This is a genomic window from Streptococcus sp. Marseille-Q4154, from assembly GCF_916700545.1.
Classification (GTDB): Bacteria; Bacillota; Bacilli; order Lactobacillales; family Streptococcaceae; genus Streptococcus; species Streptococcus infantis_I.
Map to the genome: position 1 here is coordinate 290,684 of NZ_CAKAKN010000001.1, position 16,130 is coordinate 306,813.

Genomic DNA, 16,130 nt, shown 5'->3' on the forward strand with positions numbered 1-16,130 from the left:
AGTAAACATGAAACTTACGATTCACGAAGTTGCACGTGTTATCGGTGCAAAAAATGATGTGACAAGCTATGCGGACAGCCCGCTAGTCAAGGCTGAGTTTGATAGTCGTTTGATTGGACCTGGTGATCTATTTGTGCCGCTCAAGGGGGCGCGTGATGGTCATGACTTTATCGAGACGGCTTTTGAAAACGGCGCTGCTGTAACCTTGTCAGAGAAGGAAGTAGCAGATCATCCTTACATTTTAGTAGAGGATGTTTTGACAGCCTTTCAAGCTCTTGCAGCTTATTACCTTCAAAAAACAGGAGTAGATGTCTTTGCTGTTACAGGTTCAAATGGGAAGACAACGACCAAGGATATGTTGGCTCATTTACTTTCTACAAGCTACAAAACCTACAAAACGCAAGGAAATTACAATAACGAGATTGGATTGCCTTATACAGTTCTCCATATGCCGGATGATACTGAAAAGTTGGTCTTGGAGATGGGACAGGATCACTTGGGAGATATTCATCTTTTGTCTGAACTGGCTCATCCGAAAACAGCTATTGTGACTCTGGTCGGAGAGGCACATTTGGCCTTCTTCAAAGATCGTTCAGAGATTGCCAAAGGTAAATTACAGATTGCTGATGGAATGGAGAAAGGGAGCTTGCTCTTGGCGCCAGCTGATCCCATTGTAGAGGATTATCTACCTGCTGACCAAAAGGTAGTTCGTTTTGGTCCGGGTGCAGAACTCGAAATTACAGACTTAATTGAGCGCAAGGATAGCTTGAGTTTTAAGGCTAATTTCTTGGAGAAATCCCTTGATTTACCAGTAACAGGTAAGTACAATGCGACTAATGCTATGATTGCTTCTTATGTTGCCCTGCAAGAAGGAGTGACTGAGGAGCAGATTGCTCAAGCCTTCCAGGATCTAGAATTGACCCGCAATCGTACCGAGTGGAAAAAAGCTGCCAATGGTGCGGATATCTTATCAGATGTCTACAATGCCAACCCAACAGCCATGAAGTTGATTTTAGAAACTTTCTCTGCTATCCCAGCAAATGAAGGTGGTAAGAAAATCGCAGTTCTGGCGGATATGAAAGAACTTGGAGACCAGTCTGTTCAACTCCATAATCAAATGATTTTGAGCCTGTCACCAGATGTCCTTGATACCGTTATTTTCTACGGTGAAGATATCGCTGCCCTAGCCCAATTAGCCAGTCAAATGTTCCCAATCGGTCATGTTTATTACTTTAAGAAAACAGCTGAGGAAGACCAGTTTGAAGCTATGCTTAAGCAGGTCAAGGAGAGTCTTGGTGCACATGACCAAATCTTGCTTAAAGGTTCGAACTCTATGAATCTAGCTAAGCTAGTAGAAAGCCTAGAAAATGAGCACAACTGATTTCGCCAAAGCTATGCAGAGAATGTTAGCGATTACCGATACTGGGTTGACCTATACAAAGGATCCATTTGATCGTGAACGTTATGAGGATTTACGTCAGATTTTATGGAGTGTTTTGCAGGATCAAACAGAGCTCAATCAAGAGGAATTGACTGCAATTTTAAAACCAACAGGTAGTTATGCAACTCCCTTGATGGATGTGCGGGCTTGGATTGTTCAAGACCAGAAGATTTGTTTGGTTAGGGGACAAGGAGAAGATACTTGGGCATTACCTGGTGGCTTTGGTGAAGTAGGCTATTCGCCTAAGGAAAATATCCGAAAAGAAGTTCAGGAAGAAACAGGCTTTTCTGTAGAAGTAGGCTCTTTATTGGCTGTTTTTGATACCAATCGCTTTCAACTTCAGAACAAGCAGTATGCAAAATTCGTCTTTGACTGTCAGTTATTAGATGGATGCTTTCAGGAAAATCAAGAAGTTGCAGAATTAGGATTTTTTGATATTGTAAGTCTCCCTCCCCTATCTGAAAAAAGAATAACCAAGGAACAAATGGATATTCTATGGCAGGTTTATCAGGGTGAGCGGGAACAATATATCGATTAGAAGCTTTGCTTTATCTTAAGGCCGATAGCTTCTTTTGAACACAAAACTATAAGAAATAAATGTAAGCTAGGCTCTATGGAGATAAGTAAGAGGCCTGCTTATATGAAAATGAGGAAAATTATATGAATATTTGGGATGCTTTATTTACCACCCATCCGACGGAACCACCCCAATTTGGATTTACTTGGTACGCAAGCACATTTGCCTTACTGTTTTTGACAATTTATCTTGCTTATCGCTATCGTGATAATAAGGTTTGTCAACGATTCTTCCAGATTATACAGGCAATACAGTTAATCTCGCTTTACAGCTGGTATTGGATCAATCAGTTCCCACTGTCAGAAAGCTTGCCTTTTTATCATTGTCGATTAGCCATGTTTGTAGTTCTACTACTGCCAGGTGTTTCAAAAACCAAACAATATTTTGCTTTGCTTGGAACCTTCGGGACGATTGCAGCCTTTGTTTATCCAATACCAGACGCTTACTCTTTCCCACACATCGTTATTTTGTCCTTTATTTTCGGACATCTAGCCCTTCTTGGAAATTCCTTGATTTATCTTTTAAACAACTACGATGCTCGTCTGTTGGATTTCAAAGGTATTCTTATACTGACCTCTTTACTTAATGGTTTGATTTTTATAGTCAATTTATTGACGGGTGGAGATTACGGTTTTATGACAAAACCACCATTGGTGGGAGACCATGGTCTTGTGGTTAATTATATCATTGTCACTCTATTTTTGACTTGTGCTATTTTCCTCTTCTCTAAAGGTTTTCAAGTCATCACTCAGGAGAAGGCAGAAAGAAGATTGAAAATCTGGCAGAAATAAAAAATATTTTCCCAACCGCTTGACTTTTATCTGATAATTTTGATACAATAGTAGGCGGTATTGTTTACCCCATTTGTAAGGCCCCGGAACCTTTCAAATACCCTGCGGACCGGAACATCCGCCCTGTAAACAAAAACGACATTCATATAGGAGAAATCATGAACAAAACTACATTCATGGCTAAACCAGGCCAAGTAGAACGCAAATGGTACGTTGTTGACGCAACTGATGTACCTCTTGGACGCCTTTCAGCAGTTGTTGCTAGCGTACTTCGCGGAAAAAACAAACCAACATTCACACCACACACTGATACAGGTGACTTCGTAATCGTTATCAATGCTGAAAAAGTTAAATTGACTGGTAAAAAAGCATCTGATAAGATCTACTACACTCACTCAAACCACCCAGGTGGATTGAAATCAATCTCTGCTGGTGAACTTCGTTCTAAAAATGCAGTTCGTTTGATCGAGAAATCAGTTAAAGGTATGCTTCCACACAATACTCTTGGCCGCGCTCAAGGTATGAAATTGAAAGTATTCGTTGGAGCTGAGCACACTCACGCTGCACAACAACCAGAAGTTCTTGATATTTCAGGACTTATCTAAGGAAAGGAACAATAAAGTATGTCACAAGCACAATATGCAGGTACTGGACGTCGTAAAAACGCTGTTGCACGCGTTCGCCTTGTTCCAGGAACTGGTAAAATCACTGTTAACAAAAAAGATGTTGAAGAGTACATCCCACACGCTGACCTTCGTTTGGTCATCAACCAACCATTCGCAGTTACTTCAACTGTAGGTTCATACGACGTTTTCGTTAACGTTGTAGGTGGTGGATACGCTGGTCAAGCAGGAGCTATCCGTCACGGTATCGCTCGTGCCCTTCTTCAAGTAGACCCAGACTTCCGCGATTCATTGAAACGCGCAGGACTTCTTACACGTGACTCACGTAAAGTTGAGCGTAAGAAACCAGGTCTTAAGAAAGCTCGTAAAGCATCACAATTCTCAAAACGTTAATCAACACGATTATATCAACGTTTCAAAGCACTCAAGAGTTTACCTCAAGGGTGCTTTTTTTATGTTTTTTGAAAAAGTTCACCTCAAAGTTCACCTTATTTTAACCTTATTGTTTTAGAGACTTTAAGGCAAATTCACCGACTGCCATAGGGACTACATTAGAAGTATTGACATAAATCTGTGTTGTACCTGTGTCGCTATGTGTTAGAGCTTCGGAAATAGCTTCTAAGCTCATTCCTGCCTGTTTAGCGAGTGTTGCTCCCGTATGACGTAGTTTATGTGGTGTAGCGTGTGTAAGCTCTGGGTGTCGCTTTCTGATAGTTTTCATCTTATTATTGAGATAGTCAGAGTGTAAAGGTTTATTGATATATCCTCTGGTATCTATGTAAGTGAAGATGAATTGTTCTGGATTAGTGATGATACCAAACTTTGCTAGTTCATATTTTTGTTGTTTTTTCCATAAGGTTAGAAGTTGAAGCAAGTCGCTAGAAATAGAAAAGATAGTTTTTTTATTTCCTTTGGTAGATTTTACTTGTCCATATCTATCTAAAGCCTGAATTAACTGAATCTGAGATTTTGAAAAGTCGATATGTTTCCACTGGAGAGCATATGTTTCTGATTTTCTATCTCCAAGGAAAAAAGTGAGATAGAAAAGGACGTAATCTTTGAGTGATATTTTATCGTTTTCTAAATCTTCTTTAAAAGCTGAGAACCATTCTTGGAGTTGCTCATGAGTTAAATATAAATCTTCATCACGTTTTGATTCTGCAAGTTGAATTTTTTTAACAGCCTTAATTCGTCTTAAAGTTTTTGCAACTCTATTTGCTTCAATATATTCAAGTTCTTCTGCCCAATCAAAAATAGAAATAACGTAACTTCGTAAAGTTTTGAAGTTGGCATATTCGTTGGCTTTTGCCGTCATCAAATTTAGAATAACCTGTTTATTTTGGTTTAAAAATTGAATCGTATAGTTGCCAAGAAGTGGTAGTATATGCTTTTCAAAACATGTTTTGGTATTAGCAATTGTTGACCTGCTTGGTGGCTTAGAAGTTGATGTAGTTTGTCCTGCTTTATAGGATTCCCACCAAATATTATTATAGAAGTCTGAGAAAAGAATATCTTCTTTTCCTAGTCCCGAAAACGCATTGTCTTCAATTTGGTTTAACTTCGTGAGTAAGTCTATCTCTGCTTGTCGTGCCTCCTTTCTTGTTTTGAATCGTTTATCGTAGTAGTTGTTGCTGACGATTCCAAGTGGCATTCGAGCTTCTATTGGAATGTAGATTTTTAAACGATAAGTACCATTTTTTGTTTTAGTGATAGTCATGATATTCTCCTTATGTATCGAACCAGAAAATATCATGACTATTATAAAACAAAAATCTTGATATTTCTAGTTATGTGAGTTTAGCCATTGGTCGATAGCGTCTTTATGGAATCGAATCGTTTTACCGATTTTGATTTTGGGTAGGCCTTTTACAATCCAAGAATCCAGTGTATTGTTTGATATACCTAAATAGTTACAAGCTTGTTGCTTGTTCAAATAGGGGCTATCGATACCGCTCTTGTCTAATTGCTCTCTGATTTCTTTATTTATAAGATTAGAGAGTAAAAGTTGAATTTGATGAATTTGCTCATCTGGTAAGATTACTTGCATAGCTTTTCCTCCATTATACTTCTATTGAAGTAGTGCTTGATATGACGTCACTAGTTTCATTAGGAGTATTCGTCAAAGAATTTTCTGATGAAGTTATTTTGCTTTTGTCTGTGCTATACCTTCGTGAATCTAAATACTTAGCAAAAAAGTAAGTTTTGTCTACGATAAGCCTTAATAAGGTAGGATTTTCTTCTCTCGCATATCTAACCAAATGATTAAACTCTGTGAAATTCTTCTTATCTATCACGTCAATAATAGTTGATAGAAAATCATCGTTGTTATTGTTTATGAGGAATTTGTCTAATTCAAATCCGCATCCTATTTCTATATCATCAATTTTGTATTGAGTCTTTTCAGGATTCTCTGCATGAACAAAGTAGTCATACATCCCCTTGGGAGACATAATAGGCTCTACATGAGCAGGACCCTTTAATTTATCCTTGATTAGCTCAGATACTTGATTATAGCTTTTTAGTGAATCAAAGAAAAAGGCGCCATGCTTATGAGCTTTTTTTAGCTCACCTGTTTTTCGATTGATATCTCTATCATGCCAAGGGGATAAGATGAAGGGGATATGAAAACTCTCAAGGATTTCTAAATAGTTTTCTGGGGCGCTTTCTCTGTAGAAAAGAAAAGCCCACTTGTTAGAACGTTGTTCTTTTGCCATGTGCAATATGTCTCGCTTTCAGTTGTATTTCTATCTATAAGGAGATTTAGAAGGGTGTCTTCGGAAGGTGGGACACGCTTTATTTGATATTTTTGTGATTATTGATTATTGGACTAACGGGGTCGTAGTAACCCGTTAGTCCGTAGACCAAAACAGAAGGGCGCTAGGTGGCGCTCACTTCGTGCGCCAAAGCGCCCTTCCAATCATTTGCGTCTTGTTCCGATAAAGTAGAAGTCCATGCCCTTTCTTTCAGGTCTTGAAAAATAATAGTCTGGATTGCGACTAGAAACTTCTTCACTGATGATTGTTTCCAAATCCTTTAAGATTTTAATGGCTTGTTGGGATTTGGGAACAGGAATAATCAAGGTTGCGCTTCCTTCTCTTATATCTACAACCACTTTCTGAATTGCTTTATTGAACTGTTTATTGACAGGACTGTATCTTTTTACATTCCCTTGCTCGCTTGTGCTTACAGATTCTGAGTGTTCTCTTTGAATAAGAAAAAGGCGAAGTGAAAAGGTCTGTATGATGGATTTAAAGAGGTTAACTATTCTGTCTTCACTCTGGCGTATCTTGATTTCATAGCCAAATAATCCAAAGAATAAGAGAAGGGACAAGAAAGAGATAGATGAGCTGATAAAGTGAAGCAAGCGCAGGAACTCAAACAGAGATGTGAAATAGATACTGTTTTCCAAGGGGTTCATCCCAAACCTCAATAGAATTGCAATAAACATGGATAGGATTCCCACTATAAAAAGGGTAGTTGCGGGATGTATGTTTTTTTGAAAGTTCGTTTTTCTCATAATCTATAAAATTCCTTTCTTAGTGTAATAGGTTGGACATAGCAAAGGCAAAACCTGATAAGGGTGCTCATTATCAATAACCTGGATAAGTCCTGTTCCTTTGCCAATGGGAATGACAATTCCTTTTGGGTCGAGGTCAGGAAATAGAAATTGTGTAGTTTTCTGATTGATGTTCCCAACCTGAATAAGTACATTAAGTTGTTCTCGAACCGAAACTGGTATAGTATTGTGGTCAAATCGTTGACTGACTAAAAGTAAGTGAACCTTTGTTGCTCGTCCTAATAAAGCAATTTGCGATAACAAGGAGAAGAAGGAATCCTTAATATTTTTATTGACTCCCTCAGATAAGGCGAGCACTTCATCAATGACGATAGTTAGATGTTTAAAGTTGTGTCTAGGGTTTTCAAAAAGTATGGCTTGCCTTTTATGAATAATAGATAGACATTGACTTAAACTTTCATTGATTTCTGACACAAAATCAGATTTAGAACGGTTTTCGTGTGGATGAATGACGGAGATTTGGTTCTCTCTTGCCCATCGTGAAGGAGTATCGAATTTTGGGTCAACGATAATCAAATCAGAAAAATTTTTTAATACGCTTAACAAATACGTCAAAGCATAACTTTTCCCACTTCCTGAGTTACCAGCAATTGCGATAGATGTCACCTTATCATAATTAACGACTAGATTTTCCATGATAGGAACAGCGTCTCCTTTGATTGATGATGTAAACTGTTCAAGGTCTGAAATCACTAGACGTTGAGAAATTCCCTTCTTCCACGGAAAAAATAATCCGCGTTGCACATGGATGTCATCTGTTTTTAATGCGACAAAGTACGCAGAATTTTGCTTTAGTAATGTATACTGTGGATATAATGATGCATTAGCAATTAAGAAAATCTTTTGATACAAATCATCATCAATGATAAATCCAGATGGCAGACGAGGAATAAAGATAAATCCTTCTTCTTGAACATTAATGTCAAAAGAGTTGGTATATGATGTTTCACCCTGTAGAGCAGAGCCTAAAGACATATTTAGGCTCTGTAGCAGGTATTGTTCCAACTCTCTTTTAATGAGAGATTGAACCATTATTTCACCTCTTTCAATGAGTCAGCTTTAAAGTAAACATTATAATTCACTTCACATGCCTGTAAGTTATCAAAGGTGACAAGAGAAAGATATTCAGGAAGCTCAGGTTGTTCAAGAAATTTAACCTGAAAAGGAGGTAATCCTTTTTGCCCGAACCAAGCCTTGTAAGCGACAATTTCACCGGTTGGCTTTCCATCCTCGAATTTTTGTTGTGGCTCAAGCTCATCACTGAGCAAGTGAATAGGTGCTTGAAGATTCACGTATTGTTCTGCTGTTTGATTTGAGTATCCGCCTTTGCGGTTTTGTGGTTTGATTTTCATATGGTTATACCTTTCTATATGAAGCTTAAAAAATGAAAAGGGACAAGCTCGGTTTCATGTCATGAGCTGGACAGTCTTTATTTACTCTTCTAGTTTTTCCCTCAGAAGTTTGAGTGATTTTTCTAGCCTTCTTTTGACTGTTTTATCACTGAGGTGAACTTCTTCAGCTAATTGAGTAAAATTCTTATCTTCAAAGAAGTAACCATAGATAATGCTTTGTACGATATCGTCAAAATTATCAATTGTCTGATAGACTATTTGGATATCTTCTTGATAAATGAGCATTTCAAGAGGATTGGAGTGTCTGAAGTTATCTGGTAGAAAGTCAAGCATTTCTTTCCTCTTATAGATGAAATTGAGGCTGAGTTTTCCATGATACCTGTCTTTCCTTTCTGCGTTATCAAATGGTAATGATAAAAGATGGACAACTCTTTTCCAGTCGCCACGTTCAGCCGCTTCCTTAATTTCTTTTTCTCTTCGGATAGCGACCTTGTCAGGTTTGGGTTGTTTTGAATTTTCTTTTGCCATGAACCTTTACCTTTCTTATGGATAAAAATAGTGAACGTGTTCTTGCTCGGTTTAACATCATGAGCTGGATGGTTGTTCTTGTTTATAAGGAGATTTTTTGAATGTTCTCGGACAAAAAGTGAAAAAAGTTTAGAAAAAACAAAAAAATCCCCCACAGCACTTGTGGGGGAGGGAAGATAGGGTAGATTTGTAACGGAAATTTAACTTGACAGAATCTTAATTTTGGAGTATAATTCCCTTTAGGGAATAAACAATTGAAAATAAATTTTTATGAATAAATTGGTGTTTGAGGTGAAACCTCATTATTCTTATAATTCGTGTATACGAATTATAAGTTTGAAGTAGGAGAGATTTCAACATTTTAGGAATTTTTGACTAAGCCTCAGGCTTTTTTTTTTTATAAATTTTAACTATATAAAGTTTTTAAGGGGGAAAATATGAAAAATATAAGTTATGAAAACTATTTAAAGTGTAAAGATGCTCTCTCTTTTGAATATTGTCAAAAAATTCATCAAGCAATTTTACTTGAGTTGGGAACTGAACCAGATATTTTAGAAATATGGCATGATTTTCTAAAAGCAAGTATGGATTACGCATATACCCGCAGTCAGTGGTTATTATGGGAAAGTGCAGAACGTAGAGAAAAAGATGAAGGTCGCACAGCTCAACATGAAATAGTTATATATAATTTTAAGCTACTTAGTCGTAACATGGAGCAGTCGAGTGAAGTAGTGAAATACCTAAAAGAAATAGAAAAAAATCGAAAACAAATTGGAGATTTCGTGTCTTACCTTGCATATATCTATGCAATAAATTCAAGATAAATACAATAAGTTATTTCAAGAACCTCATATAGTGAAAATATACAAAAAAGGAGCTTTATCTTCCGATAAAGCTCCTTTTACTTTTTATTGTCCGAATCAATAATCTTATTTCAAAAAAGGTAGTGAGCCGGTTGATTTATATTGCAATGTATTGAAATTTAAAATTTTAAGAATCACTTAAAATCAAGGTTTCTCACGTCTGTTGGTGTGTAGTGAATACCTATTTCACTTCTGTAAAAATCAACTCCTACACCTACAAAGCTTATTATGTCAGACTTTATAACCGTCTGCGGAAAAAAGTAGAGAAAAAGGTAGAGATTCATACAGTATCTAGATTTTCCAAAAATTCTTAATAAACTTAAAACCTGGTTTGGAAAGTATGAATTTCAGTTGGATTAAAAACAGCGTAATATCAAGGATTTTCAGAACGATATCTACTTTTTAATTTCATAAAATTTGAATCAATATTTTTTAAATAGGGGAATAGTTCGGTGATGAATATCTTCTCCAAGGATTTTAGTTTTGTATTTATAATTAAAATTGGAATTTATTCTTAATGATATTTTTGTTGAAATGTGATAAGATAAATAAAATCAAAATATTTGGATAGATATATGGAAAATTTAAAGAAGGAAATTGGTAAAAAGATAAAAATAGCTCGGTTGAACCACGGGCTAACTCAAGCAGATATTTGTGATGATGAGTCAGAATTGACTGTTCGACAATTAGCTCGTATTGAAAATGGTCAGGCTATGATTACATTACCTAAAATGATGTTTTTAGCAGAAAAATTAGGAGTTCCAATTCAAAATTTAATAGATGTTGATAAAATGGAAATTCCTAAAAGATATTTGGAATTGAAAAATAAGTTGATAAAATCGCACACATATGGTGATCAAGAAAGAATTAAGCAACATGAGTTGATATTCGATGAAATTTATAAAGATTTTTTTGATAATTTGCCAGAAGACGAACAATTACTAGTTGAAATGTTACAAGTTAGATTAGATGTTTGGGTATCGCAAGACTCTGGCTTTGCCCTAGGTTTATTTGAAGAATATTTTCATCAAATTCTTAAGAAGAAAAAGTATAGTTATAATGATTTGGTATTAATTAATTTGTATTTTTTCTGTTGTGCAATTGGATTAGAGGATAATTCATATTTTGATGAACTGGCTAAGAAGATTCCTTTATACATTGATTATAGCGATCTTGAACGAATGTACTTATTTGAGAGAATTTTACTCACCATCTTGTCTAAAATTGAACCAGAGCATTATTTAACCTATACTACTCTATTTAGAGAAGTGATTGCCGAAACAAATAATTTCCAGCATAAACCAGCTATTTATGCTTTTGAGGCTAAATATTACCTCCAAATAGAAAAAAATTATGATAAATCTAAAGAATCTTATCATAAAGCTATTCTTTTTGCTGAAATGCTTAATGATAATGTTTTAGTAGCTAACTTAAAAAAAGAAAGAGACGAAGACTTAGCAACCTGACTTCCACGTCATGTTGCTTTTTTTATGTTTGTTTTATACTTAAACCATAAAGACAGAGGTCTTAAAGATTAAGTAAAAAAATGGAGGATAGTGCTATGGTAATTGTTGCAACTCTTTTAACCGCTCTAGTTTGGATTACGTTATGAGATATTCCCTAAAATCTGAATATGTAGAACAACACAAAATAATAATAGAAAATGAAAAAAATGAAGGGTGTCTATGTAGAGTTGAGGTTAATCATAGACTATACAAAATTGTTTACTTAGAACCTCTGTCAATCATTGAAATTTTCTATAATCAAGAAGAGATAATCGATTATTTATCGGTTTCAGTTTTAAGAGAATTCTAAATAGGAGGACTAAAATATGTGGTTTATAGGACCTGTTGGTATGCCACTAATTATGTGGCTGTTTAATCATTAAGAAAGTAAAAAGGAGAAATAGCGATGGAGCAAGTAGTAAAGGTTAAAAATGTTAAAAAAAAATTCGATGAAAAATTTGCTTTAAAAAATGTTAGTTTTGACATTAATGAAGGAGAGATTTTTGGTTTTTTAGGGCCATCTGGTTCTGGAAAAACAACAATGATTAAAATTATCACTGGGCAATTATCATCTGATCATGGCGAGACTTACTTACTAAATAAAGAATCATCACTATTATCTCCAGAGGATTTTGAAAGAATAGGAATCGTTAGCGATACAAGTGGTTTTTTCGAAAAAATGAGTTTGGAAAAAAATCTTAATCTATATGCAAAATTACATGGGGTCGATTTTATAAAGGTCAATGAAATTTTGGAAAAAGTTGGTTTACAAAATAGTAAAAAAGTTATAGCAGAAAAATTATCAACGGGAATGAAACAACGTATGCTTCTTGTTAGAGCTTTAATTAATTCCCCTAAAGTTTTATTTCTTGATGAACCTACTAGTGGGTTAGATCCAACAACATCTAAACAGATTCACGAACTATTACTTGAATTAAAATCTCAAGGAACAACTATTTTCTTAACCACGCATGATATGCATGAAGCAACTCTTCTATGTGATAACCTTGTTCTTCTAAATCAAGGTTGCCTCATCGAGCAAGGTACTCCTAAAGATATAATCAATAAATATAATAATAACAAGAGAGTGAAAATTACTTTTAAAAATCATGAAGAAATCGAGTTAAATTTTAACGAACTTCAGAATTACGATTTGTCAGAATCAGTCACTATACATTCTTGCGAGCCAACACTTGAAGATGTTTTTATTCAAAGAACAGGAGTAAAATTAAATGTTTAAAAGATTATCAGCCTTGATTTGGTTACGAACTCAAATTTTTATCACTAATAAGAATATTCTGATCCCAGTATTAATGCCATACTTTATGGTATTACTGTTAAAGTTTGTTATGAACACAGACAGTTCTAAAGGGTTGGATCTTATGTCTCTGTGCTTTTCAATGGCTATAGGAATGGCTGTAGGAAGTCCTATTTCTGCTATGATTGCAGAAGAAAAAGAAAAGAATAATTTGACAACATTACTTTTAAATGGAGTTCGCCCTGTAGAATATGTAATTTCAGTTTTATTTTATCCAGTTCTGATTTCTATGGCAAATCTCATTTTGTTCCCTTTGATTACTGAAACAAATTTGTCTGGAATCTGGGAAAGCTATTCTATCATTATGATTATGACATCAGTAGCTTCAATTTTGATAAACTTTTTAGTAGGAACTATTTCTCAAACTCAATCAAAGGCTCAAATTTTTTCGATGATAGTCACGATGGTCATTTCTTTAGGGCCTAGTTTAGCAATAGTTAATGAAACTGTTGGCAAAATTCTAGAATATAGTTTTATTGGAGCTTATATTGAGTTTTATAGAAACCCTTATTTTGATATTTTTAGCAAATCTACTTATTACTTGTTAGCATGGTGTGGTGTCGTTAGCTTACTTCTTGTTCTATCTTTAAAGACAACCAAAAAATCATTTATGAAGATGAATATTTTAAAATTATTATTATTTTGGAAATAAGTAGATATATTAAGGAGAATTTAAATGAATAGTGTTTTTAATTTCATATTTTGGTTGAATATAGTAGTCCAAATTATCTTTATTTCATATATGCTAATTTCACATGGAACTATCGAGAATACCTATCTCATTATAGCTTTTAGTTCTCTTATTAGTACTACTTTGATTAAACTATCATTAAAAAATAATCAGGAGAATAAAAAATAAATAGGATGAAGCGGAGGATAACACCTCCACTTTTTGTGCCCTTAAGTTTTGTATAGATGCCCCGATTTTTGTTTTAATCACGCAAAAATAACGTTTATTTGGTATTGAGACGGTGATTCTGAGCGTTTTTTAAGTACTTTCTTTAGAGTAAGTATTTTTCAGAAAACAAGCATTTTCGGAAAGTTTTGTGAAATAAAGGAGAGGGGTTTTAGGAGATTTCACAATAAAAGACACCAAATTATTTAGTTTTGGTGTCTTTTATCTGCTCTCTAAATATTTTAAAGTTATTTTTTCTTAAGATTTTTTACTATTAAAAAAATTATGACTAGAGGGAGAGTTATAATAAGAGCAACTGTAATCAAACCAACGCTTCCCATTTCACATCACCTCCTATCTTTTTTAAAAGCATAGAATATTTAGAGAGTTTCTTGTGTTTACGTTTACATTTTACCATAAAAATTGTAAAACATAAATTCAAATGATAATTGCACCGACCTCTGTCCGTTTCGACGATCGGTCGGCCAACGGGCGACAAGCTGGCGAAGCCCCTTTTTAATCGAGTTCAGGGCATTGGACTATTGAGCTGAAATTCCCAGCATTTCAGGAGTTTTCCTCACTTCAAGAACTTTTCAAGATATAATCTAAACATGAAAAATATAAAAGAAAATAACATTCAAAAAGCATTATGGCATATCAAACGCCATTGTTACCATATAGAAAATAACCACTCTCATAGTGATATGAAAGTTGAACTATTCCATTTAAAAGCAAGTATTGAAACCTTACTGCGAGTTTTAAATAATGAAAAACCCTATCCAAATTCGGACAGGGAGGAAGTGTTTTAAATCAATATACCATTTTATTGGAATGGGGAGCTCACTATATCTGTAAAAACCAAATAAGGTAAACTTTTGATATTCTGGTTCGATTTTATCTTATTTTTAATGAAAGTTTACCTTATTTAAATGAAAGTGATTGAACTTAATTGAAATTTTAATTTTTAAAAACTTATGAAAACGTTGATTTTAAAGCATTTTGAAATTGGATAAAATAAGTGATGCCCCAACCAGGTCTTAAGAAAGCTCGTAAAGCTAGCCAGTTCTCTAAACGTTAAGAACCAGCTACAATACAGCATTTACAACACTTCATGGTTCACACCATGGGGTGTTTTTTTGATGATTTTTAGCAAAAATTACACCAATAGTCTTTGTCTTATACAAATTCTTCCTAGTATGAATTTAGTATGATATAATTAAATAAAAATAATATAAAGGAGTTATAAATGAGAATAGGAAAAGGTATCAATTGGATTTTGATTCTGTTAAGTTGCTTAATTGCTATAGTACTGATAAGTTTTATGTTTTTCTTTAATCATAAGAAGCATGATGCAGAAGCAGTAAATACTACAACAGAACAGGTCTCTACTACTAGTACGACAACGACTAGTACAACAACCACTAGTTCAACGACTACTCAAGATAGTGTTACGACTACTGAGGAAAAAATCTCGACACAAGAAGAGCAAACGAATGCTAAATCACAAAAAATAGATGAGCAAGCCCTTCTAAATGGAGATTTCTCTACTCTAGTTGGAACGTGGAGAAATGGACTTGGCCAAGAGTTTACATTTGATAAAAATGGATTAGTAAACAGTGGGAGCATTGAGAAAGTGAGCATGGGTAACCATGGAACTATTGAATTCAGTGTTAGATCTGGTTTTACAGGGTATGGAATGAGTGTTTACCCTGCTGGACTTATTATAGATGGGTTAGATTCTGACTTAAGTAAAAACAGACTTACTGCTGGTCAAGCTGCTCCAACTAGCTCAGAACAAGTTTTTTATAAAGTAGACTAAATGATTAACCATCTCATCAAATTTGAGGTGGTTTTCTTCTTTATTTGTGAGTTGTGATCATTTTATGAAGGTTAATCAAGTATGCTTCAAAAATAGCTTCCATAGGCGTTCCAGCCTGTTTAGCAAGATGTTGGAATTTATGAGGACCTTGACGGGTATTATTTTTCTTCATAGTATGTTGTGTTATAATGTAGATACGATATGAATAAATTAAGATATCTCTGTAAATTCTGTAAATGTCACTTTGTGTGAACATGAGTACATTTGAATTTATAGAATGATAGGAGGTGGTTTACAATGATAAGTTTAGAGCTGATGTCTGAAGAAAATAGCATAGATGTTTATTCTTTTGAAAAAGAAAATCGGGAGTATTTTGAGCGGAATTTACCTCCTAGATCAGCTACCTATTTTGATTCAGAAGGTTTTAAAGAAATTACAAGGGAATTGTTAAGGGAACAAGAGAATCATGATGTCTACATGCATCTTATTAGAGATGCACAAGGTACTATGGTCGGAAGAATCAATTTAAGTGTCTTAGAGGATGATCGAAAAACAGCAGAACTTGGATATAGGATCGGAGAAAATGTTACTAATTTAGGTTATGCAAGTGAAGCGGTTAAACTCGTTTTAGAAAAGGCCTTTACTACTTATGGTTTACATAAGATTATCGCAGGGACGGCAACGGACAATCTGATCTCTCAGAGAGTGCTTTTAAAAAATGGTTTCACCTTTAGTAGAATCATAGAGAATGACTTTCAAATGCATAACGAGTGGATTCATACGGCAGTATTTGAGATAAGGAATCTATAGCATCATCATTACCAGTCGTTTGCCAAAACTC

The 16,130-nt window shown here is 34.8% G+C and carries 20 protein-coding genes; 12 read left to right on the forward strand and 8 right to left on the reverse strand.

Features of this window, described 5'->3' with window-relative positions:
* Positions 1 to 7: 7 nt before the first annotated feature.
* From LG369_RS01420 to rpsI, 5 genes are all read left to right on the forward strand, one after another.
* A complete protein-coding gene (locus tag LG369_RS01420) occupies positions 8 to 1,381 on the forward strand; it encodes a UDP-N-acetylmuramoyl-tripeptide--D-alanyl-D-alanine ligase (protein ID WP_225750014.1) in 1,374 nt (457 codons plus the stop codon).
* Positions 1,368 to 1,979: an NUDIX hydrolase gene (locus LG369_RS01425; RefSeq protein ID WP_225750015.1), complete on the forward strand. Its 612-nt coding sequence runs from the start codon at positions 1,368 to 1,370 to the stop codon at positions 1,977 to 1,979. Before LG369_RS01420 ends, LG369_RS01425 begins: the two co-directional genes overlap by 14 nt.
* Positions 1,980 to 2,101: 122 nt before the next feature.
* Positions 2,102 to 2,809, forward strand: coding sequence for a TIGR02206 family membrane protein (locus tag LG369_RS01430; protein ID WP_070460365.1), 708 nt, complete (start codon positions 2,102 to 2,104; stop codon positions 2,807 to 2,809).
* A 158-nt stretch (positions 2,810 to 2,967) separates the two neighbouring features.
* Positions 2,968 to 3,414, forward strand: coding sequence for a 50S ribosomal protein L13 (gene rplM, locus LG369_RS01435; protein ID WP_001044622.1), 447 nt, complete (start codon positions 2,968 to 2,970; stop codon positions 3,412 to 3,414).
* An 18-nt stretch (positions 3,415 to 3,432) separates the two neighbouring features.
* Positions 3,433 to 3,825, forward strand: coding sequence for a 30S ribosomal protein S9 (gene rpsI / locus LG369_RS01440; protein ID WP_000075969.1), 393 nt, complete (start codon positions 3,433 to 3,435; stop codon positions 3,823 to 3,825).
* 106 nt (positions 3,826 to 3,931) lie between these two features.
* Here the strand turns inward: rpsI and xerC are convergent, their stop codons facing one another.
* From xerC to LG369_RS01475, 7 genes are all read right to left on the reverse strand, one after another.
* On the reverse strand, positions 3,932 to 5,149 hold the full coding sequence (gene xerC, locus LG369_RS01445; RefSeq protein WP_225750016.1) for a tyrosine recombinase XerC: 1,218 nt from the start codon (positions 5,147 to 5,149) through the stop codon (positions 3,932 to 3,934).
* A gap of 66 nt (positions 5,150 to 5,215) precedes the next feature.
* A complete protein-coding gene (locus LG369_RS01450; protein WP_061418099.1) occupies positions 5,216 to 5,479 on the reverse strand; it encodes a helix-turn-helix domain-containing protein in 264 nt (87 codons plus the stop codon).
* Between the two features lie 13 nt (positions 5,480 to 5,492).
* Positions 5,493 to 6,146 carry a replication protein gene (locus LG369_RS01455; protein ID WP_225750017.1) on the reverse strand — a complete coding sequence of 218 codons (654 nt, stop codon included), beginning with the start codon at positions 6,144 to 6,146 and terminating at the stop codon, positions 5,493 to 5,495.
* A 203-nt stretch (positions 6,147 to 6,349) separates the two neighbouring features.
* Positions 6,350 to 6,880 carry a hypothetical protein gene (locus LG369_RS01460; protein ID WP_225750018.1) on the reverse strand — a complete coding sequence of 177 codons (531 nt, stop codon included), beginning with the start codon at positions 6,878 to 6,880 and terminating at the stop codon, positions 6,350 to 6,352.
* Positions 6,881 to 6,952: 72 nt separating this feature from the next.
* Complete coding sequence (locus LG369_RS01465; RefSeq protein ID WP_225750019.1) at positions 6,953 to 8,041, reverse strand: cell division protein FtsK; 1,089 nt, start codon at positions 8,039 to 8,041, stop codon at positions 6,953 to 6,955.
* Positions 8,041 to 8,355: a hypothetical protein gene (locus tag LG369_RS01470; RefSeq protein ID WP_225750482.1), complete on the reverse strand. Its 315-nt coding sequence runs from the start codon at positions 8,353 to 8,355 to the stop codon at positions 8,041 to 8,043. Before LG369_RS01470 ends, LG369_RS01465 begins: the two co-directional genes overlap by 1 nt.
* 87 nt (positions 8,356 to 8,442) lie before the next feature.
* The gene (locus LG369_RS01475) at positions 8,443 to 8,889 is read right to left on the reverse strand and encodes a sigma factor-like helix-turn-helix DNA-binding protein (protein WP_225750020.1); all 447 of its coding nucleotides are present in this window, start codon (positions 8,887 to 8,889) and stop codon (positions 8,443 to 8,445) included.
* Positions 8,890 to 9,326: 437 nt separating this feature from the next.
* Between LG369_RS01475 and LG369_RS01480 the strand changes: the two genes are divergently transcribed.
* The 6 genes from LG369_RS01480 to LG369_RS01505 all read left to right on the forward strand — a co-directional run bounded on the left by LG369_RS01480 (position 9,327) and on the right by LG369_RS01505 (position 15,289).
* On the forward strand, positions 9,327 to 9,713 hold the full coding sequence (locus LG369_RS01480) for a hypothetical protein (RefSeq protein ID WP_061455664.1): 387 nt from the start codon (positions 9,327 to 9,329) through the stop codon (positions 9,711 to 9,713).
* A 614-nt stretch (positions 9,714 to 10,327) separates the two neighbouring features.
* Positions 10,328 to 11,218: a helix-turn-helix domain-containing protein gene (locus LG369_RS01485; RefSeq protein WP_061455663.1), complete on the forward strand. Its 891-nt coding sequence runs from the start codon at positions 10,328 to 10,330 to the stop codon at positions 11,216 to 11,218.
* A 445-nt stretch (positions 11,219 to 11,663) separates the two neighbouring features.
* Entirely contained in the window at positions 11,664 to 12,497 is an 834-nt protein-coding gene (locus LG369_RS01490; protein ID WP_061455662.1) for an ABC transporter ATP-binding protein, read from the forward strand.
* Positions 12,490 to 13,227, forward strand: coding sequence for an ABC transporter (locus tag LG369_RS01495; RefSeq protein ID WP_225750021.1), 738 nt, complete (start codon positions 12,490 to 12,492; stop codon positions 13,225 to 13,227). Before LG369_RS01490 ends, LG369_RS01495 begins: the two co-directional genes overlap by 8 nt.
* 854 nt (positions 13,228 to 14,081) lie before the next feature.
* A complete protein-coding gene (locus LG369_RS01500) occupies positions 14,082 to 14,279 on the forward strand; it encodes a hypothetical protein (protein WP_128861608.1) in 198 nt (65 codons plus the stop codon).
* Positions 14,280 to 14,791: 512 nt separating this feature from the next.
* Positions 14,792 to 15,289: a DUF6287 domain-containing protein gene (locus LG369_RS01505; RefSeq protein WP_225750022.1), complete on the forward strand. Its 498-nt coding sequence runs from the start codon at positions 14,792 to 14,794 to the stop codon at positions 15,287 to 15,289.
* 40 nt (positions 15,290 to 15,329) lie between these two features.
* Here LG369_RS01505 and LG369_RS08480 read toward each other — a convergent pair whose 3' ends face one another.
* Positions 15,330 to 15,461: a hypothetical protein gene (locus LG369_RS08480; protein ID WP_261674156.1), complete on the reverse strand. Its 132-nt coding sequence runs from the start codon at positions 15,459 to 15,461 to the stop codon at positions 15,330 to 15,332.
* 125 nt (positions 15,462 to 15,586) lie between these two features.
* Here LG369_RS08480 and LG369_RS01510 point away from each other — a divergent pair, with 125 nt between their 5' ends.
* The gene (locus tag LG369_RS01510) at positions 15,587 to 16,099 is read left to right on the forward strand and encodes a GNAT family N-acetyltransferase (protein ID WP_225750023.1); all 513 of its coding nucleotides are present in this window, start codon (positions 15,587 to 15,589) and stop codon (positions 16,097 to 16,099) included.
* Positions 16,100 to 16,130: the final 31 nt, after the last annotated feature.

Bases quoted from the DNA above. Each gene is read 5' to 3' on its own strand.
- LG369_RS01420 (WP_225750014.1), top strand. From the start codon at position 8: ATGAAACTTACGATTCACGAAGTTGCACGTGTTATCGGTGCAAAAAAT.
- LG369_RS01425 (WP_225750015.1), top strand. From the start codon at position 1,368: ATGAGCACAACTGATTTCGCCAAAGCTATGCAGAGAATGTTAGCGATT.
- LG369_RS01430 (WP_070460365.1), top strand. From the start codon at position 2,102: ATGAATATTTGGGATGCTTTATTTACCACCCATCCGACGGAACCACCC.
- rplM (WP_001044622.1), top strand. From the start codon at position 2,968: ATGAACAAAACTACATTCATGGCTAAACCAGGCCAAGTAGAACGCAAA.
- rpsI (WP_000075969.1), top strand. From the start codon at position 3,433: ATGTCACAAGCACAATATGCAGGTACTGGACGTCGTAAAAACGCTGTT.
- xerC (WP_225750016.1), bottom strand. From the start codon at position 5,149: ATGACTATCACTAAAACAAAAAATGGTACTTATCGTTTAAAAATCTAC.
- LG369_RS01450 (WP_061418099.1), bottom strand. From the start codon at position 5,479: ATGCAAGTAATCTTACCAGATGAGCAAATTCATCAAATTCAACTTTTA.
- LG369_RS01455 (WP_225750017.1), bottom strand. From the start codon at position 6,146: ATGGCAAAAGAACAACGTTCTAACAAGTGGGCTTTTCTTTTCTACAGA.
- LG369_RS01460 (WP_225750018.1), bottom strand. From the start codon at position 6,880: ATGTTTATTGCAATTCTATTGAGGTTTGGGATGAACCCCTTGGAAAAC.
- LG369_RS01465 (WP_225750019.1), bottom strand. From the start codon at position 8,041: ATGGTTCAATCTCTCATTAAAAGAGAGTTGGAACAATACCTGCTACAG.
- LG369_RS01475 (WP_225750020.1), bottom strand. From the start codon at position 8,889: ATGGCAAAAGAAAATTCAAAACAACCCAAACCTGACAAGGTCGCTATC.
- LG369_RS01480 (WP_061455664.1), top strand. From the start codon at position 9,327: ATGAAAAATATAAGTTATGAAAACTATTTAAAGTGTAAAGATGCTCTC.
- LG369_RS01485 (WP_061455663.1), top strand. From the start codon at position 10,328: ATGGAAAATTTAAAGAAGGAAATTGGTAAAAAGATAAAAATAGCTCGG.
- LG369_RS01490 (WP_061455662.1), top strand. From the start codon at position 11,664: ATGGAGCAAGTAGTAAAGGTTAAAAATGTTAAAAAAAAATTCGATGAA.
- LG369_RS01495 (WP_225750021.1), top strand. From the start codon at position 12,490: ATGTTTAAAAGATTATCAGCCTTGATTTGGTTACGAACTCAAATTTTT.
- LG369_RS01500 (WP_128861608.1), top strand. From the start codon at position 14,082: ATGAAAAATATAAAAGAAAATAACATTCAAAAAGCATTATGGCATATC.
- LG369_RS01505 (WP_225750022.1), top strand. From the start codon at position 14,792: ATGTTTTTCTTTAATCATAAGAAGCATGATGCAGAAGCAGTAAATACT.
- LG369_RS08480 (WP_261674156.1), bottom strand. From the start codon at position 15,461: ATGAAGAAAAATAATACCCGTCAAGGTCCTCATAAATTCCAACATCTT.
- LG369_RS01510 (WP_225750023.1), top strand. From the start codon at position 15,587: ATGATAAGTTTAGAGCTGATGTCTGAAGAAAATAGCATAGATGTTTAT.